This is a genomic window from Gordonia polyisoprenivorans NBRC 16320 = JCM 10675, assembly GCF_000241325.1.
In the GTDB taxonomy this organism is placed as follows: Bacteria; Actinomycetota; Actinomycetes; order Mycobacteriales; family Mycobacteriaceae; genus Gordonia; species Gordonia polyisoprenivorans.
On record NZ_BAEI01000011.1, the window covers coordinates 206,532 to 232,168 of the forward strand.

The window sequence follows — 25,637 nt, forward strand, 5'->3', positions numbered from 1 at the left end:
CCCGGTGACGTGGGGACCGATTTGGTCGACGACGTCGAGCTCGGGTAACCTCTTTCTCGGTGTGACGCGCTTGCACGCGTCGTATCGGTTCAACCAGAGACCGTTGGTCATCGGGAGCGATCCCGATCGAAGGCCGACAGCAATGTCGGCGGCCCACGCAGGGAGAACGAGGAAGAAGCTCGATCATGCCGGTTCGGCAAGATCGCCAGTGTGACGCCCCGTGCCTCTGTGTGCCGGGGCGTTTCGTCGTTTCGAGGGCATTCGCCCTCCGCGGCGCGGCGTCTTCCGAAGGTTCCCTGCGTTGAACTCTGACCAACTCAACTCGAGTGATGAGGAAGGAGGCGAAGTATGGCCAAGTCCGACAAGGTCGCCGCAGTCGCGGAGATCGCAGAGCAGTTCGAGGGCGCAACGGCGGCGGTCGTCACGGAGTACCGTGGCCTGTCCGTCAGTCAGATCACCGATCTGCGTCGTTCCCTCGGTGAGGGCGCAACCTACTCCGTCGCCAAGAACACCCTGGTGAAGCGTGCCGCCGAAAAGGCGGGCGTGGAAGGGCTCGACGAGCTGTTCAGCGGTCCGACCGCGATTGCCTTCATCGAAGGCGAACCGGTTGTGGCCGCCAAGGCGATCAAGAACTTCGCCAAGGACAACAAGGCTCTCGTCATCAAGGGCGGATACATGGACGGCCGTGCGCTGTCCGTGGCCGAGATCGAACAGATCGCCGACCTTGAGACCCGCGAGGTCCTGTTGGCCAAGCTCGCCGGTGCCATGAAGGGCAACTTGGCAAAGGCTGCCGGCCTGTTCAACCAGCCGGCATCGCAGGTGGCGCGCCTCGCCGCGGCCCTGCAGGAGAAGAAGAACGAAGCCGGCGAATAACTCGCCGCACCACAAACATCCCCACGGGGATCACCACGACCCCGTGTGGGGCTTGAATAGGAAGGACGCCAACCATGGCGAAGCTCACCGCTGACGAGCTCATCGATCAGTTCAAGGAACTGACCCTGCTGGAGCTCAGCGATTTCGTGAAGAAGTTCGAAGAGGTCTTCGAGGTCACCGCGGCCGCTCCGGTCGCCGTCGCCGCTGCCGGTGCCCCGGCTGCCGGTGGTGCCGCCGAGGCCGCTGCCGAGCAGGACGAGTTCGACGTCGTGCTCGAGGCTGCCGGCGACAAGAAGATCCAGGTCATCAAGGTCGTCCGCGAGGTCGTCTCCGGCCTGGGCCTCAAGGAGGCCAAGGATCTCGTCGAGGGTGCTCCCAAGCCGATCCTGGAGAAGGTCGACAAGGACGCCGCAGAGGCTGCCAAGGCCAAGCTCGAAGAGGCCGGCGCCAAGGTGTCCGTCAAGTAAGCTCGCTTACTTGCGCATGTGACCGTCAAGTAAGCTCGCTTACTTGCGCATGTGACCGTCAAGTAAGCTCGCTTACTTGCGCAGTGTGACCGTCAAGTGAGCTCGCGTGCTTACTTGTGCGGTGTGACCGTCGACTGACGGTGCATGTCCCGAACCCGGGGCGGAGAGATCCGTCCCGGGTTCGTTGCTGTCACGGGCCGCCGGGGCGGTGGGAGGTTTGGGGTGGTGGGACCCGGACGGACTAGTATCACCCCGCGTGACTGCTCCTGTGTCCCGTCGTGCGTTCACGACGATCAACGTCGTCGGGGCCGTGGTGCTCGTCCTGGGGGTGTGCCGTGTCTTCGGCCAGCCGTGGCTGGTGCATCTCGGGCCCACCAAGTACTGGGGTCCGCCGGTGGATCTGCAGATCTACCGCTATGGCGGCCAGTTCCTCCTTCACGGGCAGCACCTCTACGACGGGCCGATGCCGCAGGCGAACGACAGCATCCTGCCGTTCACCTACCCGCCGTTCGCAGCGGTGTCCTTCGTGCCGATGAGCTGGATGCCGGTGCGGTTGCTCTCGGTCATCTTCCTGATCCTCGGATGCCTCCTGACGTGGTGGCTGATCCGAATCCTGCTGCGTCGTGTCGGATGTGGTGACCTGCCGGTCGGCTGGTCGATGATCCTCACCGGTGTGGCCTTCGAACTCGAACCGATCCGCATCACCCTCGATCTCGGCCAGATCAATCTGATCCTGGCCGGACTGGTCATCGCCGACACCCTCTGGGATCGGCGCCCCGCGTGGGCCGAACCGTATCGGGGACTGTTGGTCGGTATCGCCGCGGCGATCAAGATGACCCCGGCCGTCGTCGTCATCTATTTCCTCGCGCGCCGGCAGTGGCGGGCGGCGATCAACGTCGTCGTCGGATTCCTGGCCGCGACCGGTATCGCGTGGGCGATCACGCCGTCGGACACGTGGAAGTACTGGACGTCGACGGTGTTCGACCCAGAACGCATCGGCGGACTGGCCTTCGTCTACAACCAGGGCATCGCCGGTGTGCTGGCGCGCACCGGGATGAGCGACAGCGATCGCTCACACTGGTGGTTGCCGCTGTGTGCGATCGCAGGGCTCTATTGTCTGGCACTGGCGTGGCATCTGGCCAAGCGTCGCGAATACGAGCTGTGCTTCCTGGCGGCGTGGGCGGTGGCCCTGCTGGCCACCCCGGCCGCCTGGATTCACCACTGGGTCCTCACGTCGGTGTACATCCTGGTGTTCGTCACCATCGGAGTGCGAGCACTGCGGGCCAGACGCGGTGACCGGCGTGGTGCGGTCTTCCTCGGGTTGGGCATCCTCGGCCTGATCGCGCAGCTTCCCGGTCCGTCGTTGTCACTGCCCAGCGCACAGCTCAACGAGCTGCGGTGGGGGTGGTGGGAGATCATCTACGGCAACTCGTCGCTGATCTGGCTCGTGCTGATCCTGCTCATTTCCTGGTGGTTGCCGCTCACCCGGGTGCGTGAGGCATGGGAGCCCGGGGCGTATGGGCCGGAGTCGGTCGGGCCGGAGCCAGGCGAGCCGGAGTTGGCCGAGCGGGGGTCGGTCGGGCCGGAGTCGGTCGGGCCCGGCCACACCGAAAGCGTCGTCGGAGGCGCCGACACCGGGGCCTTCGACAACCGCGAAGAGGGTCTCGCGCGGTCCTGAGCCGTGCGCCACGCCACCGCACCGGGGACAAGGAGTGCCACCGCACTCGTGTCCCGACGATGGAACCGCGCCCACTTTCCTTCGGACCGTTTCATCGGCTAGTGTCATCGCCCGAGGGTAAGTTACCGGTTGGTAGATTTCTTTCGCGTCCACGCTGTGGGTCTTCGGTCCACGTGTGTGGAGGGTTGCTGTTGCGGTGGTCCGATACAGTGACCCCAACCACACATGTCACCGAGGGGTGGACTCTCGCACCGGCGGGAGCTCATTGGGGGCAGCGAACTTCTGGAGGAAACTGTGGGTGTTGAGGTCAGCGTTGAGGGGCTCACCAAATCGTTCGGTTCGCAGAATATTTGGCGTGATGTGTCGTTGACCTTGCCCGAGGGTGAGGTGTCGGCCCTGTTGGGTCCGTCGGGTACCGGTAAGTCGGTGTTCTTGAAGACGTTGATCGGGTTGTTGCATCCGGAGCAGGGGTCGGTGATCATCGACGGCACCGACATCACCCAGTGTTCGGCGAAGGAACTGTATGAGATCCGCAAGTTGTTCGGTGTGTTGTTCCAGGACGGTGCGCTGTTCGGGTCGATGAGTTTGTATGACAACATCGCGTTCCCGCTTCGTGAGCACACGAAGAAGAAGGAGAACGAGGTCCGCGACATCGTGATGGAGAAGATCGATTTGGTCGGTCTGGCCGGTGCCGAGGACAAACTGCCGGGTGAGATCTCCGGTGGTATGCGTAAGCGTGCCGGGTTGGCGCGGGCGTTGGTGTTGGATCCGCAGATCATCTTGTGCGACGAGCCGGACTCGGGCTTGGATCCGGTGCGTACCGCCTATATTTCGCAGTTGTTGATCGATATCAATGCGCAGATCGATGCGACGATTCTGATCGTGACGCACAACATCAACATCGCTCGGACGATTCCGGACAACATCGGGATGTTGTTCCGCAAGGAGTTGGTGATGTTCGGTCCGCGGGAGCAGTTGTTGACTTCGGAGCAGCCGGTGGTCAAGCAGTTCCTTTCCGGTGATCGGTTCGGTCCGATCGGTATGTCGGAGGAGAAGGACGAGGCGGTCCAGAAGCAGGAAGAGGCGATGCAGGCTGCGGGTATCGGTGGTGGCGGTACCAAGGACGACTTCTCGGAGATCATCCCGCAGGTGCAGCCCAATCCGGGTATGCCCGAACGCAAGGCGGTCGCCCGCCACCGCGAACGCGTCCTGGAACTGCTGCCGTCGCTGCCGGAAAACGCTCAGCGCGCGATCCGCGAGTCGATGGCGCAGGAGGACGAGATCCGCGCCCAGGCACAGGCCCACGGCGCCGACATGGCCGAGAACGGGGCAGGCGCGCCCGCCCATGCCGGCGGGTCGGGACAGGGGGAGTGGAGCTCGGCCGGCGGTGTGGCCACCGCCGAAGCGCCCACCGACGTCTACGAGTTCGCCGGCAACGACGCGCCCACTCAACAGTGGGACGTGCCGCCGGCTGCCCAGGCAAACCAGCCCACCGAGCAGATCGACACCACCAAGAAACCCCGACACGGCGACGGGCGGAGCTAACCGAGAATGGCCAATGCCACCACGCGTGGCGCCGACAAGATCGCGCAAGCCGGAACGAGTGCACTTGCCCAGGCGGGCAACATCGTCCAGCTGTTCGTCGACGTCGCGCGTCAGACCTTCGTACGGCCCTTCCAGTGGCGCGAGTTCATCCAGCAGGCCTGGTTCATCGCCAGCGTCACGATCCTGCCGACGGCGCTCATCGCGATCCCGTTCGGCGCGATCGTCTCGCTGCAGACCGGTTCGCTGATCAAGCAGCTCGGTGCCGAGTCGTACACGGGTGCGGCGAGTGTGCTGGTGGTGATCCAACAGGGATCGCCACTGGTGACCTCGCTGCTGGTCGCCGGCGCCGCCGGGTCGGCGGTCGCCGCCGACCTCGGTTCGCGCACCATCCGCGAGGAGATCGACGCGATGGAGGTGCTGGGCATCAACCCGGTCCAGCGCCTGGTGGTTCCGCGTGTGCTGGCGATGATCCTGGTCGCCGTGCTGCTCAACGGCCTCGTTGCGGTCGTCGGTATCGGCGGCGGCTACTTCTTCAACGTCATCGTCCAGGACGGCACCCCGGGCGCCTATCTGGCGTCGTTCGGTGCCCTCGCACAGCTTCCCGACCTGTGGATCTCGACGATCAAGGCCGCGATCTTCGGTGTGCTCGCCGGGGTCATCGCCGCCTACAAGGGACTCAATCCCAAGGGCGGCCCCAAGGGTGTCGGTGACGCGGTCAATCAGAGCGTGGTCATCACCTTCCTGCTGCTGTTCCTTGCCAACCTGATCATCACGGCGGTCTACCTGCAGATCGTCCCGCCGAAGGGAAGTTAGGCGTGTCCGGTGGTGGCGGAGTGACGATCGCCAAGAGTCGTCCCGAGTATTACTTCTACGAAGCACGCAAACTGGCCGGAAAGCCGTTGAAGGTACTCGACGGTGCGGGCGAGCAGATGTCCTTCTACGGACGGACGTTGGCGTGGATCCCGAAGACGCTCGTGCACTACACGCGCGAGGTGCTGCGTCTGCTGGCCGAGGTGGCCTTCGGTACCGGCGGCCTGGCCGTCGTCGCGGGCACCGTCGGCGTGATGGTGTTGATGTCGGGGTTCACCGGCGTCGTCGTCGGTTTGCAGGGATATTCGGCGCTCGACCAGATCGGTTCGCAGGCGCTGACCGGCTTCCTGTCGGCCTACGTCAACACCCGTGAGGTGGCACCCCTGGTCGCGGGGCTGGCGTTGTCGGCGACGGTCGGGTGCGGTTTCACCGCACAGCTCGGTGCCATGCGCATCTCCGAGGAGATCGACGCCCTGGAATCGATGGCGGTGCCGTCGATCCCGTTCCTGGTGTCCACACGTGTGATCGCCGGTTTCATCGCGGTCATCCCGCTCTACGTGCTCGGTCTGCTCGCGTCGTATCTGGCCTCCCGGGAGATCACGGTCATCTTCAACGGCCAGTCCGCGGGCAACTACGACCACTACTTCAACTTGTTCCTGCCACCGGCCGACGTGCTGTGGTCCTTCGGCAAGGTGCTGATCTTCGCGTTCGTCATCATCCTGGTGCACTGCTATTACGGCTACTACGCCAGCGGGGGTCCCGCGGGCGTCGGCGTGGCGGTGGGGCACGCCGTTCGTGCCGCACTCGTCCTGATCGCGGTGCTCGACTTCTTCCTCGGACTGGCGATCTGGGGCACCACCACGACCGTCAGAGTGGGAGGCTGATCGATGGGGACCGTGCGCCGCAGACTCCTCGGCGTCGCCTTCCTGGTCGTCGTCGCGCTGTTCTTCGCGGTGACGATCATGAAGTTCAACAAGACGTTCACCGACTTCACGACCGTCACGCTCACCACCGACGCCGTCGGCAACGCGCTGCCCGCGAATGCCGACGTCAAGGCCCGCGGGGTCGTCGTCGGCGAGGTCCGCAGTATCTCACCGGCGCCGAACGGTTCGGTCGACGTCGAATTGGGGCTCAACCCCGACATGGCCAAGCAGATCCCGCAGGCGACCACCGCGCGAATCCTGCCCAAGACGCTGTTCGGCGAGCGCTACGTCGATCTGCAGCTGCCCGCCGCCGGCGGACCGGGGCTGCAAAACGGTGACGTCATCGCAACCGACAAGAGCGGTAACGCGCAGGAGCTGCAGCAACTGTTCGACAAGCTGCTGCCGGTCCTGCAGGCCATCCCGCCGCAGGATCTCAACGTGACCCTGACGTCGCTGTCGCAGGCCCTGCAGGGCCGCGGCGAGGAGCTCGGCACCACCATCGACAACCTCAACAAGGTGTTCGTCGGCATCAACGGGGTACTGCCTGACCTGCAGGGCACCCTGCGGGGCTTGGCGAGTTTCTCGCAGACCTACTCCCAGGCGCTGCCCGACGTCATCGACGCCCTCGACAACTTCCGCACCACGTCGAACACCATCGTGGAGCGGCAAGGTGACCTGCGGACGTTGATCGCCACCCTCGGGGTCGCGGCCACCGACACCACCGGCTGGTTGCAGCAGAACGGAAACAACCTCGTCGACCTGTTCGTCGATTCCGAGCAGTTGCTCACCGGACTGGCCAAGCAGTCGCCGACCTTCCAGTGCACCTTCCACAACTTCGCGACCCTGATCCCGGAGTCGCAGAAGATCGTCGGTGCCGGCACCGCCAATCCCGGTGTGCGCGTGAACCTGCAGTTCGTGAACCCCCGCGGACGCTATCTCCCGAACCAGGACGAGCCGCGGTTCTTCGACACCGATCCGCCCGCGGTCTGCTATGAGCCGCCGACCAACGGCCGCCCGTTCCCGCAGTACCCCGGCGGTGGACTGGCCGACGGCTCCTACCAGCCGCCGTCGCGTAACCCCGGCCCGCGGACGATGCCGAGTCTGCCGCAGCCGCAGTTCACCACCACCCCGGTCGGACTGATCAAGCCCTCGCCGTTCGACGACCCGTCATTCCGGACCCAGCTGAAGCTGATCTATGGCTCGGCCAGCGGTACCCGCCCGGACGACGTCCCGACCTGGGTCACCATGATCGGTGGTCCGGCGCTGGCCGGCGCGGAGGTGCACATCCAGTGAAATCCGTTGTGGGACCGCTGATCAAACTGATCACGTTCGCGGTGATCACCGTGCTCGCGACCAGTCTTCTCGCCCTGACGATCGCCAACGCCGGTGGCGACGGCGACAGCAAGTACAGCGCCGTGTTCGACGACGCCGCCCTGCTCAACAAGGGCGACGACGTGCGTATCGCCGGTGTGCGCGTCGGTCAGGTCACCGACGTCGCGGTGTACGACCAGAACAAGGCGATGGTGAAGTTCAACATCAACCGGTCGTCGCTGCCGCAGGGTGCGCAGCTCTACATCCGCTACCGCAACCTCACCGGCCTGCGCTACCTGGCCGTCGAGCGGGGTGCGGGTACCTCCGATGCGACCGTGGCACCGGGCTTCACCTTCGGCACCGACCCGAACGTGCGCGACACGCATCCAGCGGTGAATCTCACCGAGTTGTTCAACGGGTTCAAACCGCTGTTCCGTCAGCTCTCGGCCACCGACGTCAACAACCTCGCCGACCAGATCATCAAGATCTTCCAGGGCGAGGAGGGCAGCATCTCCACGTTGATCTCGAGCACCTCGTCGCTGACGAACTCGCTGGCCGACCGCGACAAGGTGATCGGTGAGCTCATCACCAACCTGACATCGGTGCTCAACACCGTCAATCGCAACGACGCGAACTTCAAGTCGCTCCTGGACAACACCGAGCAACTCGTGACCGGCCTTGCGGCGCAACGCGGTTCGGTCGGATCGGCGATCGCCTCGGTGTCGAATCTGACGACGGTGACCGCCTCGATCCTGTCGCAGACCAGACCGTCGATCCAGGGTGACATCGCGGGTCTGAAGTCACTGGCCGACCAGATCAACGCGCGCAACAAGGACGTGAACGAGATCCTGAACAATCTGCCGGTCAAGCTCCAGAAGATCGGCCGCGCGGCGACCTTCGGGTCGTGGTTCCAGTTCTATCTGTGCGGCATCGACGTCGTGGCGGGCAACGGTAAGTCGACCCTGCTGACCCAGCCGGCGGTGCCGTTGCCCGACATCAATCATGTGCTCTACACCAGCGCGGCGACCCGCTGCTGGAAAGACAACAGGCCAGGGGGGTGAGAGACGAGATGACGGATAACAGCAACCCCGGTAACGGCGCGGGCGATACCGGCGCGCGGGCACCGAAGAAGTCCCATCCGCATCGCCGCTTCGGCGGTCGGCGCAGTCCGGTCTCCATCGGCGGGATCGGCATCCTGATCCTGCTGATGGCCGCGGTCTCCGCGTTCTATCTGACCTCTCTCCCGCTGGTCGGGCAGGCGGCCACCTATACCGCGAAGTTCACCGAGGCCGCAGGCCTCAAGGCGGGCAACGAGGTCCGCGTCGCCGGCGTCAAGGTCGGCGAGGTCAAGGACGTGACCCTCGACGGCGACCGGGTCGACGTCAGGTTCCGGGTGTCCAACACCTGGATCGGTAACCAGACGCAGGCGTCCATCCAGATCAAGACGGTGCTGGGACAGAAGTACCTGAGCCTCAATCCGCGTGGCAGCAAGCAGGCCGATCCCGATGTGCCGCTGACCGATACGGTCTCGCCGTACGACGTCATCGAGGCGTTCTCCGACGCGACGACCCAGATCGAGGACCTCGACACCAACCAGTTGGCGCAGTCGATGCGCTCGCTCTCGGACGCCTTCTCCGGTACCGCGGGTGACATGGGGCCGGCGCTCGACGGCATCGCGCGGTTGTCGAACACCATCGCCAGCCGTGACCAAGAGGTGCAGAAGCTGTTGCAGGCCACCAAGGACACCTCCAAGATCCTCGCCGACCGCAACCAGACCTTCGTGCGGCTGATCGCCGGTGCCGGGCAGTTGCTCGACGAACTCAACAACCGGCAGAAGAACATCTCGGCACTGCTCGCCACGACGACGACGCTGTCGACGGCGTTGACCGGCATCGTGCGTGACAACGAGGCGCAGATCGGGCCCGCGCTCGACTCGCTCAAGGGCGTGAACGAACTGCTGACCAAGCAGAACGCCAACCTGCGCGCGACGATCACGAACATGGCGCCGTTCTATCGGCTCTACGCCAACGTGCTCGGCAACGGTCGGTGGTTCGAGTCGGTGGTCACCAACCTGCTGCCCCCGGCGCTGCCGCAGCAGAACACCACCCGACTGCCCAACAAGCAGGCCAACCAGAACAACGGCGGAACGGGGGCCACCGGATGACCACCGCACCGGATCTGACGAACACCTCCGGCCCCGGCCGGTGGTTCACCCCGCGCCACATCGTCTACATCGTGTTCGGCGTGATCATCGCGCTGATCGTCGCGGGGGTGTTGTGGTGGGCCTTCTCGCTGATCGGCACCACCAAGGTGACCGCCACCTTCCACCGCTCCGTCGGAATCTATGAGGGCACCGACGTCCGCGTCCTCGGGGTGTCGGTGGGCAAGGTGGATTCCGTTGAGCCCGAAGGTGATTCGGTCAAGGTGACGATGACGGTGGACCGTGGTGTGGATCTGCCCGCCGACGTCAAGGCCGTTCAGATCATCCCGTCGGTGGTCGCCGACCGCTTCGTCCAGCTGACGCCCGCCTACTCCGGCGGACCCAAGGCCGGCAAGGACGTCACCCTCGGACTCGACAAGACGATGGTCCCCGTCGAGATCGACCAGGTCTATTCGAGTGTGCAGAAACTGTCCGAGGCGCTCGGCCCTGACGGCGCCAACAGCAAGGGAGCGGTGAGCCAGCTCATCACCACCGGTGCCGACAACCTGCAGGGCAACGGTGAGAAGCTCGGCGCCGCGATCGAGAATCTCTCGAAGGCCAGTACCACCCTGTCGGACTCGCACGGCGACCTGTTCGACACCGTCAAGAACCTCAACACCTTCGTCGGCGCGCTGCGTGAGAACGACTCCCAGGTGCGCCAGTTCAACACGCAGATGGCCGATTTCAACAGCTTCCTCGCCGGTGAACGCCAGCAGCTCGCGACCGCGCTGAACAAGTTGTCGATCGCCCTCGGCGACGTCGCCGGGTTCATCCAGGACAACCGCGAACAGATCGGTCAGACGCTGAAGGATCTACAGCCGACGACGCAGGCGCTGCTCGACACCAAGACGTCGCTGAAGGAGATCCTGACGGTGCTCCCGCTGACGCTGAGCAACCTGATCAACGCCTACGACGCCGAGTCCGGCACGCTCGCGATGCGACTGACGATCCCCGATCTGCAGAATCTGCTTGCGGCGCAGTGCAAGTTCCTCGACCTCGGTCAGCTGCTGCCGGGCAACCCGGCCGCCACCCAGTTCAGCGACACCCTCGCGCCGCTGATCAATCAGTGCACCAACATCGCCAACCAGGTCAACGACAAGGTCCTCACCCCGATCCTGCCCATCCTGCCGTTCGGCATCATGAGCAACGGCAAGTTGCAGCAGTATCCGGTCCCGGGCACCGTGCCCGGTACCCCGGACCCGCGGCTGAATCCGGGGCCGAGCACGGGCCGTACGCCGGCCTCGACCACCGCACGGCCGTCGACGAGCCGCCCGGCGTCGACGACGGCCCGACCGGGAACGGGGGGCAACTGACATGGGGTACGAGACGAAGCGCTCGCGCCGTTCGCTGCGTACTCGGTTGACCGGGACATTGGGCGGTCGGTTGACCGGAGCACTGCTGAGCCTGGCCACCGTGGTGCTGGTGGCCGGTTGCGGCAGCAACGGCATCCAGTCGATCCCGCTGCCCGGTGGCGTCGACGTCGGCGACAACCCGCGGACCTACACCATCCAGTTCAGCGACATCCTGGACCTGGTCCCGCAGTCGATGGTGAAGCAGAACGGCGTCGCCGTCGGCCGCGTCACCAAGGTCGAGGTCCCCGACAACGAGTGGTACGCGCTGGTCACCATCAAGGTGAAGCACGAGATCGACCTGTCCGACCAGGCGCAGGCGGCGGTCCAGCAGACCAGTCTTCTCGGCGAGAAGTTCGTGGCCCTCGACGACCCGGCGGAGGCCGGCAACGCGCCGCGCCAGCCCGACGGCCAGCCGATCCCGCTGGCCCGGACCCGCACCGCCACCGACATCGAGCAGGTGCTCGGCGCGTTGTCGATGTTGCTCAACGGTGGTGGCATCAACCAGCTGGAGCCCATCGTCACCGAGCTCAACAAGGCCTTCGACGGCCGCGCGAACAACGTCAAGAGCTTGCTGAACAACGCCTCGGAGCTCATCTCGGGTCTCAACAAGCAGCGCGACGACATCATCAGCGCGATCGACGGGCTCAACACGCTCTCGGCGCGGGCCAATGCGCAGACCGATCAGATCAACCGCATCCTGCAGCAGTTGCCCGCCGGTATCGCCGTCCTCGAGCAACAGCGCCCGCAGTTCGTCGACCTGTTGACCAAGCTCGACAAACTCGGGCAGGTGGGCACCGACGTCCTCGGTCGCGCCCGCGAGTCGATGATCACCGATCTCAAGGCGCTGCGACCAGTGTTGACCGAATTGTCCAAGGCCGCACCGGATCTCATCACCGCCGCGCCGCTGATGCTGACCCACCCGTTCCCCGACTCGCTGCTGCCCGCGGTGCAGGGTGACTCGACCAACCTGTTCATGACGTTGGATCTGCGGACCCTGAATCAGCTCGAGGCGCTCGGTGTGGGTCAGGGCAACCCGGTCTATTCGCCGCCGGAGCGGCACAACGTGCCGGTGAACCCGTCGAACCCCTACTACAAGGGCAACGGGCCACGCTACGGCTGGCCGACGATCACCCTGTTGCCGCCGGCCGCGAACTCGCGCCCGGGCCCCAACACGCCACCGTCGGGCGGCACGTACCCGGCCAACCCGGCGTCGTTCGCCCCGGTCCCCGCTCAGGGACAGGGACTCCTGGACAAGACGCTCGCACAGATGGGGGTGGGCGCATGATCGGCAAGCTCGCCAAGATCCAGCTGGTGGTGTTCGCCGTCGTCGGCATCGTCGCGATCGTCTACGTCGGTGCGAAATACGCGCGGCTCGACAAGCTCGCCGGCATCGGCAATTACACGGTGACCGCGGAGATGCAGCAGTCCGGCGGTATCTTCACCAACGCCGAGGTCACCTACATGGGCATCCCCGTCGGCCGGGTGGGCGCGATGACGCTGACCGCCGACGGCGTCGACGTCAAACTCGACCTCAACTCCGGTGGTCCCAAGATCCCGGCGTCGTCGAAGGCCGTCGTCGCCGAGCGGTCGGCGATCGGTGAGCAGTTCATCGACCTGCAGCCGTCGGGGTCGACGTCCGGGCCGTATCTGGGGAACGGGTCGACGATCTCACCCGACAACGTCTCGATCCCGGCGCCGCTCGAGGATGTCGTCGCCTCGGCCATCAACTTCACCAATTCGATCCCGATCGACGATCTGCACACGGTGATCACCGAACTCGGCAAGGCCTTCAACGGGCAGGGTGACAATCTGTCCCGTCTCGTCGATTCGCTGAACACGCTCGCCAAGGCGGGCGCGGACAACCTGCCGCAGACGATCTCGCTGATCCAGAACTCCGATGTGGTGCTCTCCACCCAGGCCGATCAGTCCGATGCGATCCTGACGTGGTCGCGCAACCTGAACCTGATCACCGCCACGCTCGCGTCGTCGGATCCCGATCTGCGACGTCTGCTCACCACGGGCACGGCGTCGGCGACCCAGATCTCGGCGCTGATCCAGAAGAACGGCGGCGATCTGAGCAAGGTGGTCGGCGACCTGTCCGAGGTGTCGCGCACGATCCAACCCGCGACGTACATGACCTCAGGGACGTTCGCGATGCTCTCGGCGCTCTCGGCGGGCAGCCACAGCCCGGCACCCGGCGACGGGCAGATCCACTTCGGCATCGTGCTCGAGACCAACAACCCGCCGGCGTGCACCAAGGGGTACGAGAGCACGTACAAGATGATCGACGAGATCAAGAAGAAGGACCCGACCTTCGACATCCGCTACGACGATTTCCCGTTCAACACGAACGCGTCGTGTGATGTGCCGTTCGGTAATCCGACGGGTGTGCGCAGCGCCGACCGCGTGCAGTACGCCAACCCCGACACCCCGCAACCGTGGGACAACACGCCCAAGAAGGACCCCGACAAACTGAACCTCAATCCGCTGGCCACCCAGCTCGCCTACCTGTTGGGTGTGCGACCGGTGAACCCCGGTGGATTCGGGTACGGCGTCGGCCAGTGACGAAACACGCTGGATGACGGGCTGTTCCCGGCCCGCCGACGACGCCTGTTCGACGATGAAGGAGCGATTGGCAACCTCTCAGGTCCAATCGTTACAGTGACGCGCGATGACGACGAAGAGTGACCCGAAGCGGTCCCGTACGCCCCGGCAGGGGACCGACGAACCCGGTGCGGCGGGCGGACGAAACCCCGCTGCCGGTACCGCGGCCGACAAGAACGGGCCGACACCGCGCAATGCCGCGATGCTGCGCAACATTCTGGGCGTGGTGATGATCGGCGTACTGGTCGCCGCGATCGCATGCGTCGGCTGGTTCGGGTATCGGGCCTATGAGGCCTACGCGGTGGCGGCGCCGACGCAGCAGGCACGCGACGATGCGACGGGAGCCGCCGAGCAGGCGATGCTCAACGTCACCACGATCGATCCCAAGAACATGAACACCTTCAACCAGCGGCTGCAGAGCAGTTTCGCCGGTGACGCCCTCGATCAGGTCCGCCAGCAGGTGGCCGGCACGCTCGACCCGCAGCTCCAGCAGGCCGGCAACCAGGTGGGGTCGACGACCTCGCGGGTGGTGCGGTCGGCGCCGACGCAGGTGAACGCCGACGAGGGGACCGCGCAGGTCCTCGTGTACGTCGCGGTGACGGGCAAGATGCCCGGGCAGGCGTCGGAGACCCCGAACACCATGGGATTCCTGGTCGGGATGCAGAAATTCGGTGACACGTGGAAGGCGGTGAAGGTGAGTCCGCTCGACGGGATCTCCTACGCCGACGACGGATCGTCGGGTACCGGAACCGACAGCGGCGGCAGTACGCCCGCCCCGACCGGTGCACCGACAGGGGGTAACTGATGGCGCGCACACCAGGGCAGCGCAAGCCCGGCTACCGCCCGAAGGTCGCCGGGTCGCGGCGCCCGGCCGATCAGGTCACAGACGAGACGGCTACCGATCAGGTCACGGACGGGACGGCGACCGACGTGTCGGCGACCTCCGCAGAGGAGAAGCCTGCCGACAAGTCTGCCGCGGAGGAGTACGCCAGGGAGGAGCCGGTAGTCGACGAGCCGGTCACCGATGAGTCCGAGGCAGCCGAGCCCGAGACGGCCGAGTCGGACACGGCCGAGCTCGAGTCCGCCGAGCCCGAGGCAACGCCGACCGAGGCAGCGCCGATCTCACTGACGAAGAAGGACGCAGACGCCAAGGACCCCGAAGCCGGGGCCCCGGATGACCCCGCCGGCGAGCCCGAACGTCCGACCGGCAAGACGCGACCGGTGTCGCGGGTGTCGACCATCAAACCGCAGCCCGACGCCGCGCGCCGCGCGCAGGCAAACGCGCAGCGCGGCAACGGGTTCGGTCGACGCGGAGCGGGTCGCGACAGGTCGGCCGAGAAGGAACTGGCCGCCGCTCGTCGGGCCGAGCGGGGATGGTTCTCCGGTCGGGCCATCGCGATCATCGCCGGTGTGGCCGCGCTGTTCGCGATCGTCGCCGTCGTCCTCGCGCTGCATCCGGGTGCGAACGTCGGCGACAACAAGGCCTTCATCGATCAGGCCGCCACCACCGACCTGACCTCGCAGGCGCAGTCGAAGTTCTGTCAGGTCCAGGGCGCGCGCAGCAAGGACTTCGACAACTGGGCCGCCTCGGCACGGACCGCGCTCACCGGCGACGCCCTCAAGCAGTTCAACCAGGGCCTGCCGACCATCAAGGAGCAGTTCGGGCAGCAGGACGTCACCAACGACTGCAAGGTCGACGCCGTCGGCGTCACGAGGCTGTCCGGCGACTCCGACGGCTCGACCGCGGATGTGATCCTGAACTTCGTCGCCTCGGGGACCGCCAACGGCGCCCCGACACAGAGCGTCATCGGTCGTTACCAGCTCGGTCTGGTCAAGCAGGGCGATCAGTGGCTCATCCGGAGCTACACCGACATCTGACACCCGGCGAACCGGTGTCGGCTTCGGGTTTGTGTGCCCTACAGGACACACAAACCCGACGTCGACACCACTGCGGTGCGGTCTGGCCGGCATCCGGCGTACCCGGAATCGCTCCTCAGCAGGTTCAACACACTATTTCTTCCACAAATCTGCGCGTAGCGCTTGACGTGACGGCGTCGGCGGGCCAATCTGTCACCAGCGAATATCGCGGGTGGCAGCCACACAGCGCGGATTCGGTTCACGGCGTCGCTGCCTGCAGTGTGATCACTGCTTGACACGGTGCCTTCTTTTCCTGTTATAGTTGGACGTTGCGCTGGCTGCCTCCTGTCCATCTAACGATCCTCCTTCCGGCCACCTTGTGTGAGCTGCGGTGATCGCCGATCCAGATTTGTCACCAGCGAACGGCCCATCAGCCACGCCACACAACGCACGGCAGTGAACACATCGTGTTGGAAGGACGCACCTTGGCAGTCGACCGCCAGTCCACCTCAACCACCATCCCTGGCGCACCACACCGCGCCTCGTTCGCGAAGATCAGCGAACCCTTGGAGGTACCGGGCCTCCTCGACCTCCAACTCGACTCCTTCGAATGGCTCGTCGGTTCTCCCGAATGGCGCGCGAAAGCGATCTCGCGCGGCGACGAGAGCCCGACCGGAGGCCTCGAGGACATCTTGCACGAGCTCTCGCCCATCGAGGACTTCTCGGGTTCGATGTCGCTGTCCTTCTCCGACCCGCACTTCGACGAGGTCAAGGCCTCCGTCGAGGAGTGCAAGGACAAGGACATGACGTACGCGGCCCCGCTGTTCGTCACCGCGGAGTTCATCAACAACAACACCGGTGAGATCAAGTCGCAGACCGTGTTCATGGGCGACTTCCCGATCATGACCGACAAGGGCAGCTTCATCATCAACGGCACCGAGCGTGTCGTGGTGAGCCAGCTCGTGCGCAGCCCCGGTGTCTATTTCGACGCCACCATCGACAAGACCACCGAGAAGACCCTGCACACCGTCAAGGTCATCCCGAGTCGTGGCGCATGGCTCGAGTTCGACGTCGACAAGCGCGACACCGTCGGTGTGCGCATCGACCGCAAGCGCCGCCAGCCGGTCACCGTGCTGCTCAAGGCGCTCGGTTGGACCACCGAGGAGATCAGCGAGCGTTTCGGTTTCTCCGAGATCATGATGTCCACCCTGGAGAAGGACAACGCCGCCAACCAGGACGAGGCACTGCTCGAGGTCTACCGCAAGCTGCGTCCGGGCGAGCCGCCGACCAAGGAGTCCGCGGAGAACCTCCTGGAGAACCTGTTCTTCAAGGAGAAGCGCTACGACCTCGCGCGCGTCGGCCGGTACAAGGTCAACAAGAAGCTCGGTCTCACCGACAACCCGATGACCGGCGAGGCGGTGCTGACCCGCGAGGACATCGCCGCGACCGTCGAGTACCTGGTGCGTCTGCACGACGCCGACCCGCACACCGTGTCGTTCGCCAAGGTCGCCGGCCCCGAGGGCCTCGACGTGCCGATCGAGGTCGACGACATCGACCACTTCGGCAACCGTCGTCTGCGCACCGTGGGCGAGCTGATCCAGAACCAGATCCGCGTGGGCCTCTCGCGTATGGAGCGCGTCGTGCGTGAGCGCATGACCACCCAGGACGTCGAGGCGATCACCCCGCAGACCCTGATCAACATCCGTCCCGTCGTGGCGGCGATCAAGGAGTTCTTCGGCACCAGCCAGCTCTCGCAGTTCATGGACCAGAACAACCCGCTGTCGGGTCTGACCCACAAGCGTCGCCTGTCGGCGCTGGGCCCGGGCGGTCTGAGCCGTGAGCGCGCCGGCCTCGAGGTGCGCGACGTGCACCCGAGCCACTACGGCCGCATGTGCCCGATCGAGACCCCGGAAGGCCCGAACATCGGCCTGATCGGCTCGCTGTCGGTGTACGCGCGGGTCAACCCGTTCGGCTTCATCGAGACCCCGTATCGCAAGGTCGTCGACGGCGTCGTCACCGACACCATCGAGTACATGACCGCCGATGAGGAGGATCGTTACCTCATCGGTCAGGCCAACACCAGCTACGACCTGAGCGGCAACATCACCGACGAGCGCGTCCTGGTCCGCAAGAAGGGCTCCGAGGTGGAGTTCGTCGACGCGGCGCAGGTCGAGTACCTCGACGTCTCGCCGCGCCAGATGGTCTCGGTCGCGACCGCGATGATCCCGTTCCTCGAGCACGACGACGCCAACCGCGCCCTGATGGGTGCGAACATGCAGCGTCAGGCCGTGCCGCTGGTGCGCAACGAGTCGCCGCTGGTCGGTACCGGCATGGAGTTGCGTGCCGCCGTCGACGCCGGTGACGTCATCGTCTCGTCCAAGACCGGTGTGGTCGAGGAGGTCTCGGCCGACTACATCACCGTGATGGCCGACGACGGCACCCGCGACACCTACCGGATGCGCAAGTTCGCGCGCTCCAACCATGGCACCTGCGCCAACCAGCGTCCGATCGTGGACGAGGGTCAGCGCGTGGAGTCCGGTCAGGTCCTCGCCGACGGGCCCTGCACCGAAAACGGTGAGATGGCCCTGGGCAAGAACCTGCTCGTGGCGATCATGCCGTGGGAGGGCCACAACTACGAGGACGCGATCATCCTGAGCCAGCGGCTCGTGGAGGAGGACGTGCTCACCTCGATCCACATCGAGGAGCACGAGATCGATGCCCGCGACACCAAGCTCGGTGCCGAGGAGATCACCCGCGACATCCCGAATGTCTCCGACGAGGTGCTCGCCGATCTCGACGAGCGCGGCATCGTGCGCATCGGTGCGGAGGTCCGCGACGGCGACATCCTGGTCGGCAAGGTCACCCCGAAGGGCGAGACCGAGCTGACCCCGGAGGAGCGTCTGCTGCGTGCCATCTTCGGCGAGAAGGCCCGCGAGGTGCGCGACACCTCGCTCAAGGTCCCGCACGGTGAGACCGGCAAGGTCATCGGTGTGCGCGTGTTCAGCCGTGACGACGACGACGATCTGCCGCCCGGCGTCAACGAGCTGGTCCGCGTCTACGTGGCGCAGAAGCGCAAGATCCAGGACGGCGACAAGCTCGCCGGCCGCCACGGCAACAAGGGCGTCATCGGCAAGATCCTGCCCGCCGAGGACATGCCGTTCCTGCCGGACGGCACCCCGGTCGACATCATCCTCAACACCCACGGTGTGCCGCGTCGTATGAACATCGGCCAGATCCTGGAGACCCACCTCGGGTGGATCGCCAAGGCCGGCTGGAACGTCGACGTGGCCGGCGGGGTCCCGGAGTGGGCGTCGAAGCTGCCCGAGGACATGTACTCGGCGGCTCCCGACACCAACACCGCCACCCCGGTGTTCGACGGTGCCCGCGAGGAGGAGCTGACCGGACTGCTGTCCTCGACGCTGCCCAACCGCGACGGTGAGGTCATGGTCAACGGCGACGGCAAGGCCACGCTGTTCGACGGTCGTTCCGGTGAGCCGTTCCCGTACCCGGTGTCGGTCGGCTACATGTACATCATCAAGCTGCACCACCTCGTCGACGACAAGATCCACGCACGCTCGACCGGTCCGTACTCGATGATCACCCAGCAGCCGCTCGGCGGTAAGGCCCAGTTCGGTGGCCAGCGCTTCGGTGAGATGGAGTGCTGGGCGATGCAGGCCTACGGCGCCGCCTACACCCTGCAGGAGCTGCTGACGATCAAGTCCGACGACGTGGTCGGCCGCGTGAAGGTGTACGAGGCGATCGTCAAGGGCGAGAACATCCCCGAGCCCGGTATCCCCGAGTCGTTCAAGGTGCTCCTCAAGGAGCTCCAGTCGTTGTGCCTCAACGTCGAGGTGCTCTCGAGCGACGGTGCCGCGATCGAGATGGCCGACTCCGACGACGAGGACCTCGAGCGCGCCGCCGCCAACCTGGGAATCAACCTGTCGCGCAATGAATCCGCGACGGTCGACGACCTGGCGAACTGATCAACGCCCGCCGGGGCCACGGCCCCGGCGGGTACCCCCATTAGTCGAATCAAAGAGCTTGCTCAGGGAAGGCATAGAGTGCTCGACGTCAACTACTTCGACGAACTGAAGATCGGTCTCGCCACGGCCGATGACATCCACAACTGGTCCTACGGCGAGGTCAAGAAGCCGGAGACCATCAACTACCGCACGCTCAAGCCCGAGAAGGACGGCCTGTTCTGCGAGAAGATCTTCGGACCGACTCGCGACTGGGAGTGCTACTGCGGCAAGTACAAGCGCGTGCGCTTCAAGGGCATCATCTGCGAGCGTTGCGGGGTCGAGGTCACCAAGGCCAAGGTCCGCCGCGAGCGCATGGGCCACATCGAGCTGGCCGCCCCGGTCACCCACATCTGGTACTTCAAGGGTGTGCCGAGCCGGTTGGGCTACCTGCTCGACCTGGCGCCGAAGGATCTCGAGAAGATCATCTACTTCGCCGCCTACGTGATCACCTCCGTCGACGACGAACTGCGCCACAACGAGCTCTCCACGCTCGAGGCGGAGATCGAGGTCGAGAAGAAGGCCGTCGCCGACCAGCGTGACGTCGACCTCAACGAGCGTCAGCAGAAGCTCGAGGCCGATCTCGCCGAACTCGAGGCCGAGGGTGCCAAGGCCGATGTCCGCCGCAAGGTCAAGGACGGGGCCGAGCGCGAGATGCGTCGCATGCGTGACGCCGCGCAGCGTGAGCTCGACGGTCTCGAAGAGCTGTGGGACAAGTTCGTCAAGCTCGCTCCCGGCGATCTGATCATCGACGAGAAGCTCTACCACCAGCTGCAGGACCGCTACGGCGAGTACTTCGCCGGGTCGATGGGCGCCGAGGCGATCAAGAAGCTTCTCGAGACCTTCGACATCGACGCCGAGGCCGAGTCGCTGCGCGAGACGATCCGCAGCGGCAAGGGTCAGAAGAAGCTGCGTGCGCTCAAGCGCCTCAAGGTGGTTGCCGCGTTCCAGCAGTCGGGCAACTCGCCGCTGGGCATGGTGCTCGACGCCGTTCCGGTGATCCCGCCGGAGCTGCGTCCGATGGTGCAGCTCGACGGTGGCCGCTTCGCGACCTCCGACCTCAACGACTTGTACCGCCGCGTCATCAACCGCAACAACCGCCTCAAGCGACTGATCGACCTCGGTGCCCCCGAGATCATCGTCAACAACGAGAAGCGGATGCTGCAGGAGTCGGTCGACGCCCTGTTCGACAACGGCCGTCGCGGACGTCCGGTCACCGGACCGGGTAACCGCCCGCTGAAGTCGCTCTCGGATCTGCTCAAGGGCAAGCAGGGCCGGTTCCGTCAGAACCTGCTCGGCAAGCGCGTCGACTACTCCGGCCGTTCGGTCATCGTCGTCGGCCCGCAGCTCAAGCTGCACCAGTGCGGTCTGCCCAAGCTGATGGCGCTCGAGCTGTTCAAGCCGTTCGTGATGAAGCGTCTGGTCGACCTGAACCAGGCCCAGAACATCAAGAGCGCCAAGCGCATGGTCGAGCGTCAGCGTCCGGCCGTGTGGGACGTCCTCGAAGAGGTCATCGCCGAGCACCCGGTGCTGCTGAACCGTGCGCCGACGCTGCACCGCCTCGGTATCCAGGCCTTCGAGCCGCAGCTGGTGGAGGGCAAGGCCATCCAGCTGCACCCGCTGGTCTGTGAGGCCTTCAACGCCGACTTCGACGGTGACCAGATGGCCGTGCACCTGCCGCTGAGCGCGGAGGCGCAGGCCGAGGCCCGCATCCTGATGCTGTCCTCGAACAACATCCTGTCGCCGGCCTCGGGTCGCCCGTTGGCCATGCCGCGTCTGGACATGGTGACCGGCCTGTTCTACCTGACCACCCTCAAGGAGGGTGCGGCAGGCGAGTACCAGCCCGCCACCGCCGATCATCCCGAGGAGGGCGTGTACTCCAGCCCGGCCGAGGCCATCATGGCCGTCGACCGCGGGGTGCTCACCGTGCAGTCGCGCATCAAGGTGCGACTGACCGATCAGCGTCCGCCGCTGGAGATCGAGGCGCAGGAGTTCGCCGACGGCTGGCGGTTCGGGCAGCCGTGGACCATCACGACCACGCTGGGTCGGGTGCTGTTCAACGAGCTGCTGCCGATCGAGTACCCGTTCGTCGACGAGCAGATGCCGAAGAAGCGTCAGGCCGCGATCATCAACGATCTCGCCGAGCGCTACCCGATGATCGTCGTCGCGCAGACCGTCGACAAGCTCAAGGACGTCGGCTTCTACTGGGCGACCCGTTCGGGCGTGACCGTGTCGATGGCCGACGTGCTCGTGCCGCCGCAGAAGGCCGAGATCCTCGAGCGTTACGAGGAGCGTGCCGATGGTCTGGAGCGCAAGTTCCAGCGCGGTGCCCTGACTCCGGACGAGCGGCGCGATGCGCTGGTCGAGATCTGGAAGCAGGCCACCGAAGAGGTTGGTAAGGCCATGGAGGACTACTACCCCGAAGACAACCCGATCACGATGATCCCGAAGTCGGGTGCGACCGGAAACATGACCCAGGTCCGCAACCTGTCGGGCATGAAGGGTCTGGTGACCAACCCGAAGGGTGAGTTCATCCCGCGTCCGATCAAGTCCTCCTTCCGTGAGGGCCTGACCGTGGCGGAGTACTTCATCAACACCCACGGTGCCCGAAAGGGTCTGGCCGACACCGCACTTCGTACCGCCGACTCGGGTTACCTGACCCGTCGTCTGGTCGACGTCAGCCAGGATGTCATCGTCCGCGAGACCGACTGTGCCACCGAGCGCGGCATCGTCGTCCCGCTGGGCGAGAAGCAGCCTGATGGCTCGATCATCCGTGACGCGCACGTCGAGACCAGTGCGTACGCACGCACGCTGGCCGCCGACGCCCTCGATGCCGACGGCAACGTCGTCGTCGAGCGTGGTCACGATCTCGGTGACCCGGCGATCGAGGCCCTGCTGGCCGCGGGTATCACGCAGGTCAAGGTCCGTTCGGTGTTGACCTGTGCGACCGGCACCGGCGTGTGCGCGATGTGCTACGGACGGTCGATGGCCACCGGCAAGCTCGTCGACATCGGCGAGGCCGTCGGTATCATCGCGGCTCAGTCGATCGGTGAGCCCGGCACGCAGCTGACCATGCGTACCTTCCACCAGGGTGGCGTCGGTGACGACATCACCGGTGGTCTGCCGCGTGTGCAGGAGCTCTTCGAGGCGCGTGTGCCCAAGGGTGTCGCGCCGATCGCGGAGGTCTCCGGTCGGGTGCGTCTCGAGGACGACGACCGCTTCTACAAGATCACGATCGTCCCCGACGACGGATCGGAAGAGGTTGTCTACGACAAGATCTCGAAGCGTCAGCGTCTGCGTGTGTTCAAGCACGACGACGGCTCCGAGCGTCTGCTCGCCGACGGCGACCACGTCGAGGTCGGCCAGCAGCTCATGGAGGGTTCGGCGAACCCGCACGAGGTGCTGCGCGTGATGGGCCCGCGTCAGGTGCAGGTGCACCTGGTCAACGAGGTCCAGGAGGTCTACCGCAGCCAGGGTGTGTCGATCCACGACAAGCACATCGAGACCATCGTGCGTCAGATGCTGCGTCGCGTGACGATCATCGACTCGGGGTCGACGGAGTTCCTGCCCGGCTCGCTCACCGAGCGTGCCGAGTTCGAGGCCGCCAACCGTCGCGTCGTGTCCGAGGGTGGCGAGCCCGCGGCCGGTCGTCCGGTGCTGATGGGTATCACCAAGGCGTCGTTGGCGACCGACTCGTGGCTGAGTGCGGCGTCGTTCCAGGAGACCACCCGTGTGCTCACCGATGCGGCCATCAACAGCCGCAGCGACAAGCTCATCGGTCTCAAGGAGAACGTGATCATCGGTAAGCTGATCCCGGCTGGTACCGGCATCAACCGGTACCGCAATATCCAGGTGCAGCCGACCGAGGAGGCGCGCGCCGCGGCTTATGCGATGCCCGCCTACGACGACACCTACTACAGCCCGGACGGCACCTTCGGTGCTCCCGCCGGCGCTGCGGTGCCGCTCGACGACTACGGCTTCTCCAGCGGCGACTACCGCTAGTCCGACCGCCGCTGGTCACCGTCGAAAAACCAACGACCCCCGCGCCTTTCGGTGCGGGGGTCGTTGGTCTTCTGTGCCGTTGCCGATCTCGCCGCGGTCAGGTTTCCGGCGCCGTATTCCTCACTGTTCCAGGCTTCGCACATAGCTCGTGATGAGGTCGACGAGGGTCCGGCGATCGCCGGCGGAGTCCAACTGCTCGGGCCACAGCATCTGCACGGTGACCATGCCGCGGATGGCCGTCCAGATGATGCTCCCGATCCGCGTCGCGTCCTTCGGGTCGATGGTGTCGGAGAGTTGCAGGCCGACGTCGTTGAGACGTAACGACATGGCGGCGAGGTGCCTGTTGGCCGCGGCTGATCGCCCCACACGCGTGGCTATGAGAATCTCGAGTGCCGCCATCGACACCGGGGTCGAAAACGCCTGCCACACAGTGTCGACCACCACCTCGGTACGTTGTTCGATCGGGGTGGCGGCGGCCGTTCGCCGCAATTCGTCGAGACATTCGTTGAGCTCTGCGAAGCCCTGATCGACCACGGCCATCAGCACCCCGTCGAGATCCCCGAAGTGGTATTGGACGACACCCCAGGTGACGCCGGCGCGTTCGGTGATCTTGCGAACGCTCGGGGGAGTGAAGCCCTCGGTCAGTATGTAGTCGACGGTCTCCGCGATCAGTGCGGCCCGTGAGCGGTCGGCGCGGGGCTGGCTCCCTGTTGCGGGTCGTCGCGCGGTCATGACACACAACCAACCACATCACCGTGCCGAGCGACCTGGCGGGCGCACCACCGCGGTCGTCTCAATGGAGAATTCGCGGCACGGGCCACAGCGGCGCGCGCATGTCCTCCAGGCTCGAGTGGTACTCGATGTTGCCCGCGGCGATGATCGTCATTCGCTCGTCGAGTTCGGGGGAGTTGTTGCCGTCCTTGATGATCTCCATCATCGTCGTTGCTGCCACGCCCGGATCGAACATGTCACGTTGCCACGACCAACTTCGCTTGCCGCTGTACTGGAACCAACTTCCGCCGATTCCGGGGATCTCGTAGGGAGTGCCGTTGGGCCCGTCGAATGTGGTGAGCTGACGCCAGAATCCGAACGCCTGACCGGTCTTCTCGTCGAAGATGACCGACTGATACGGGTATGTCCAGCCCTGGAAACCGAGCATCTCCAGACCCAGCACACCTGCCCGGATCTCTTCACGTCCGACGTTCATGTACTGGTCGTCGGCTGCGTAGGTGTAGCCGTACGTGGCGTCCTCGTCGTAGAAGTCGGCCAGGATTCCCCAGTCGCCGCGACGTTCGGCCTCGCGGTTGATCTCGAGCCAGTCCTCCCAGAAGGAGTCGAAGTCGTTTCGGTCGAAGGACATTGCAGTGACCTCCCGGTCGGGTTCCGGTTGCTGCGCGGTAGCGGCCGGGCAGAAGAAGATTACAGCTGTAATGATTACATCTGTAATGTTCTGAGGGCAATAGGGGCCGACAACCTCGGTGGAGGGACCGTCAGCTCTCCTGGCGGTACGGCAGGAATTGCACATTCCAGTGGTTGCCGTCGGGATCGTCGAAGTACACGAAGTGTCCCCACTCGGTGATGTCGACGTCAGAGACCTCGATGCCTGCGTCGGTGAGGTGCCGGTGAGCTGCGTCGATGTCGGAGACGCAGAGCATCAACGTCGACCGGCTGGGCGGGGGACCGTCGACGATGCCGGTGCCGAAGGCGATCGAGCAGCCCGACCCGGGTGGGGTCATCTGGACGAACCGGATGTCGGGAGACGGCGAGCTGTCATGGTCGGGGTGGAAACCGACGCGGGTGTAGAACTCCTTGGCACGGTCGACGTCGGTGACGGGGAGGAATGCGACTTCCAGTGTCCAATTCATGTGCTCGGCCTTTCGGGTTGTCTGCGAATCGGGTGCGGTGGTCACCCGGCCGCTGCCAGCATCTCCTCGATTGCGGACACATCAGGTCCGTGATCTCCACGTTTTTCGTGAATTGCACCCCAAACCAAAGT

General features: G+C 65.3%; 19 protein-coding genes. 16 read left to right on the top strand and 3 right to left on the bottom strand.

Features of this window, described 5'->3' with window-relative positions; genetic code table 11:
- The first annotated feature begins 348 nt into the window (after positions 1 to 348).
- The 16 genes from rplJ to GOPIP_RS04640 all read left to right on the top strand — a co-directional run bounded on the left by rplJ (position 349) and on the right by GOPIP_RS04640 (position 23,641).
- Positions 349 to 873: a 50S ribosomal protein L10 gene (gene rplJ, locus GOPIP_RS04565; RefSeq protein WP_006368378.1), complete on the top strand. Its 525-nt coding sequence runs from the start codon at positions 349 to 351 to the stop codon at positions 871 to 873.
- A gap of 74 nt (positions 874 to 947) precedes the next feature.
- Positions 948 to 1,340 (top strand): 50S ribosomal protein L7/L12, encoded by a 393-nt coding sequence (rplL, locus tag GOPIP_RS04570; RefSeq protein WP_006368379.1) that lies wholly within the window; start codon positions 948 to 950, stop codon positions 1,338 to 1,340.
- Between the two features lie 256 nt (positions 1,341 to 1,596).
- Positions 1,597 to 3,018, top strand: coding sequence for a glycosyltransferase 87 family protein (locus GOPIP_RS04575; protein WP_035727148.1), 1,422 nt, complete (start codon positions 1,597 to 1,599; stop codon positions 3,016 to 3,018).
- A gap of 294 nt (positions 3,019 to 3,312) precedes the next feature.
- Positions 3,313 to 4,563 carry an ABC transporter ATP-binding protein gene (locus tag GOPIP_RS04580; protein ID WP_006368381.1) on the top strand — a complete coding sequence of 417 codons (1,251 nt, stop codon included), beginning with the start codon at positions 3,313 to 3,315 and terminating at the stop codon, positions 4,561 to 4,563.
- Positions 4,564 to 4,569: 6 nt separating this feature from the next.
- Positions 4,570 to 5,376 carry an MlaE family ABC transporter permease gene (locus GOPIP_RS04585; protein WP_006368382.1) on the top strand — a complete coding sequence of 269 codons (807 nt, stop codon included), beginning with the start codon at positions 4,570 to 4,572 and terminating at the stop codon, positions 5,374 to 5,376.
- A gap of 2 nt (positions 5,377 to 5,378) precedes the next feature.
- The gene (locus GOPIP_RS04590; RefSeq protein ID WP_006368383.1) at positions 5,379 to 6,257 is read left to right on the top strand and encodes an MlaE family ABC transporter permease; all 879 of its coding nucleotides are present in this window, start codon (positions 5,379 to 5,381) and stop codon (positions 6,255 to 6,257) included.
- Between the two features lie 3 nt (positions 6,258 to 6,260).
- Complete coding sequence (locus GOPIP_RS04595; RefSeq protein ID WP_006368384.1) at positions 6,261 to 7,589, top strand: MCE family protein; 1,329 nt, start codon at positions 6,261 to 6,263, stop codon at positions 7,587 to 7,589.
- Positions 7,586 to 8,668: an MCE family protein gene (locus GOPIP_RS04600; protein WP_006368385.1), complete on the top strand. Its 1,083-nt coding sequence runs from the start codon at positions 7,586 to 7,588 to the stop codon at positions 8,666 to 8,668. The genes GOPIP_RS04595 and GOPIP_RS04600 overlap by 4 nt, the downstream gene beginning before the upstream one ends.
- A gap of 8 nt (positions 8,669 to 8,676) precedes the next feature.
- Positions 8,677 to 9,771 carry an MlaD family protein gene (locus tag GOPIP_RS04605; RefSeq protein ID WP_006368386.1) on the top strand — a complete coding sequence of 365 codons (1,095 nt, stop codon included), beginning with the start codon at positions 8,677 to 8,679 and terminating at the stop codon, positions 9,769 to 9,771.
- Entirely contained in the window at positions 9,768 to 11,120 is a 1,353-nt protein-coding gene (locus GOPIP_RS04610) for an MCE family protein (protein ID WP_006368387.1), read from the top strand. The genes GOPIP_RS04605 and GOPIP_RS04610 overlap by 4 nt, the downstream gene beginning before the upstream one ends.
- A gap of 1 nt (position 11,121) precedes the next feature.
- Positions 11,122 to 12,444 (top strand): MCE family protein, encoded by a 1,323-nt coding sequence (locus GOPIP_RS04615; protein WP_006368388.1) that lies wholly within the window; start codon positions 11,122 to 11,124, stop codon positions 12,442 to 12,444.
- Positions 12,441 to 13,724 carry an MCE family protein gene (locus GOPIP_RS04620; protein ID WP_006368389.1) on the top strand — a complete coding sequence of 428 codons (1,284 nt, stop codon included), beginning with the start codon at positions 12,441 to 12,443 and terminating at the stop codon, positions 13,722 to 13,724. Before GOPIP_RS04615 ends, GOPIP_RS04620 begins: the two co-directional genes overlap by 4 nt.
- Before the next feature lie 106 nt (positions 13,725 to 13,830).
- Positions 13,831 to 14,568 (top strand): hypothetical protein, encoded by a 738-nt coding sequence (locus tag GOPIP_RS04625; RefSeq protein ID WP_006368390.1) that lies wholly within the window; start codon positions 13,831 to 13,833, stop codon positions 14,566 to 14,568.
- On the top strand, positions 14,568 to 15,641 hold the full coding sequence (locus tag GOPIP_RS04630) for a prolipoprotein diacylglyceryl transferase (protein WP_006368391.1): 1,074 nt from the start codon (positions 14,568 to 14,570) through the stop codon (positions 15,639 to 15,641). Before GOPIP_RS04625 ends, GOPIP_RS04630 begins: the two co-directional genes overlap by 1 nt.
- Positions 15,642 to 16,105: 464 nt before the next feature.
- Complete coding sequence (gene rpoB / locus GOPIP_RS04635) at positions 16,106 to 19,603, top strand: DNA-directed RNA polymerase subunit beta (protein ID WP_006368392.1); 3,498 nt, start codon at positions 16,106 to 16,108, stop codon at positions 19,601 to 19,603.
- Positions 19,604 to 19,681: 78 nt separating this feature from the next.
- Entirely contained in the window at positions 19,682 to 23,641 is a 3,960-nt protein-coding gene (locus tag GOPIP_RS04640; protein ID WP_006368393.1) for a DNA-directed RNA polymerase subunit beta', read from the top strand.
- 120 nt (positions 23,642 to 23,761) lie between these two features.
- Here the strand turns inward: GOPIP_RS04640 and GOPIP_RS04645 are convergent, their stop codons facing one another.
- From GOPIP_RS04645 to GOPIP_RS04655, 3 genes are all read right to left on the bottom strand, one after another.
- Entirely contained in the window at positions 23,762 to 24,373 is a 612-nt protein-coding gene (locus GOPIP_RS04645; protein WP_006368394.1) for a TetR/AcrR family transcriptional regulator, read from the bottom strand.
- Between the two features lie 61 nt (positions 24,374 to 24,434).
- Positions 24,435 to 25,001, bottom strand: coding sequence for a hypothetical protein (locus tag GOPIP_RS04650; protein WP_006368395.1), 567 nt, complete (start codon positions 24,999 to 25,001; stop codon positions 24,435 to 24,437).
- A gap of 130 nt (positions 25,002 to 25,131) precedes the next feature.
- Positions 25,132 to 25,506: a VOC family protein gene (locus GOPIP_RS04655; RefSeq protein ID WP_014361107.1), complete on the bottom strand. Its 375-nt coding sequence runs from the start codon at positions 25,504 to 25,506 to the stop codon at positions 25,132 to 25,134.
- Between the last annotated feature and the right edge of the window lie 131 nt (positions 25,507 to 25,637).

Excerpts from the sequence above, each read along its gene's own strand:
- rplJ (WP_006368378.1), top strand. The coding sequence starts at position 349 with ATGGCCAAGTCCGACAAGGTCGCCGCAGTCGCGGAGATCGCAGAGCAG.
- rplL (WP_006368379.1), top strand. The coding sequence starts at position 948 with ATGGCGAAGCTCACCGCTGACGAGCTCATCGATCAGTTCAAGGAACTG.
- GOPIP_RS04585 (WP_006368382.1), top strand. The coding sequence starts at position 4,570 with ATGGCCAATGCCACCACGCGTGGCGCCGACAAGATCGCGCAAGCCGGA.
- GOPIP_RS04595 (WP_006368384.1), top strand. The coding sequence starts at position 6,261 with ATGGGGACCGTGCGCCGCAGACTCCTCGGCGTCGCCTTCCTGGTCGTC.
- GOPIP_RS04605 (WP_006368386.1), top strand. The coding sequence starts at position 8,677 with ATGACGGATAACAGCAACCCCGGTAACGGCGCGGGCGATACCGGCGCG.
- GOPIP_RS04610 (WP_006368387.1), top strand. The coding sequence starts at position 9,768 with ATGACCACCGCACCGGATCTGACGAACACCTCCGGCCCCGGCCGGTGG.
- GOPIP_RS04615 (WP_006368388.1), top strand. The coding sequence starts at position 11,122 with ATGGGGTACGAGACGAAGCGCTCGCGCCGTTCGCTGCGTACTCGGTTG.
- GOPIP_RS04620 (WP_006368389.1), top strand. The coding sequence starts at position 12,441 with ATGATCGGCAAGCTCGCCAAGATCCAGCTGGTGGTGTTCGCCGTCGTC.
- GOPIP_RS04625 (WP_006368390.1), top strand. The coding sequence starts at position 13,831 with ATGACGACGAAGAGTGACCCGAAGCGGTCCCGTACGCCCCGGCAGGGG.
- GOPIP_RS04630 (WP_006368391.1), top strand. The coding sequence starts at position 14,568 with ATGGCGCGCACACCAGGGCAGCGCAAGCCCGGCTACCGCCCGAAGGTC.
- GOPIP_RS04645 (WP_006368394.1), bottom strand. The coding sequence starts at position 24,373 with ATGACCGCGCGACGACCCGCAACAGGGAGCCAGCCCCGCGCCGACCGC.
- GOPIP_RS04650 (WP_006368395.1), bottom strand. The coding sequence starts at position 25,001 with ATGTCCTTCGACCGAAACGACTTCGACTCCTTCTGGGAGGACTGGCTC.
- GOPIP_RS04655 (WP_014361107.1), bottom strand. The coding sequence starts at position 25,506 with ATGAATTGGACACTGGAAGTCGCATTCCTCCCCGTCACCGACGTCGAC.